Annotated in this window: 1 protein-coding gene; it reads right to left on the bottom strand. The window is 47.0% G+C overall.

Annotated features, from left to right (window positions below; translation table 11 throughout):
• Window positions 1-466: AAA family ATPase (locus AAEY83_RS12860; RefSeq protein WP_351059290.1), on the bottom strand; the 466-nt coding region annotated here is incomplete at both ends.

The raw sequence follows: 466 nt of genomic DNA, 5'->3' as shown, positions 1-466 counted from the left end.
GCTGCATCTTTTTCGAAGTATTTCTTATATTCTGACCACGTCGTCGCCGCAATAGTCCTAAGCTCACCACGTGCTAGCGCAGGCTTGAGTAAATTAGCCGCATCGTTTTGACCCGCTTGCCCACCAGCACCGATCAAAGTATGCGCTTCATCAATGAATAATATAATAGGCTGTAGCGAGGCTTGTACTTCTTCAATGACTTGCTTAAGACGGTTCTCAAACTCCCCTTTGACGCTTGCCCCTGCTTGCAATAGCCCCATATCGAGACTGCGTATCGTCACGTCTTTGAGCTGGTCAGGTACTTGACCTACAACTATCTTTTGCGCCAGTCCCTCAACCACTGCAGTTTTACCGACACCTGCCTCTCCAGTCAAAATAGGATTGTTCTGACGACGACGAATCAAAATATCGATCAGTTGATGAATCTCAAATTCACGCCCTATCACTGGATCTATTTGCTCTGCAC

The sequence above is a fragment of the Psychrobacter sp. TB20-MNA-CIBAN-0197 genome (assembly GCF_040309765.1).
In the GTDB taxonomy this organism is placed as follows: Bacteria; Pseudomonadota; Gammaproteobacteria; order Pseudomonadales; family Moraxellaceae; genus Psychrobacter; species Psychrobacter submarinus.
The sequence above is the reverse complement of the archived record's forward strand: the minus strand, read 5'-3'. Positions and strand labels throughout refer to the sequence as shown.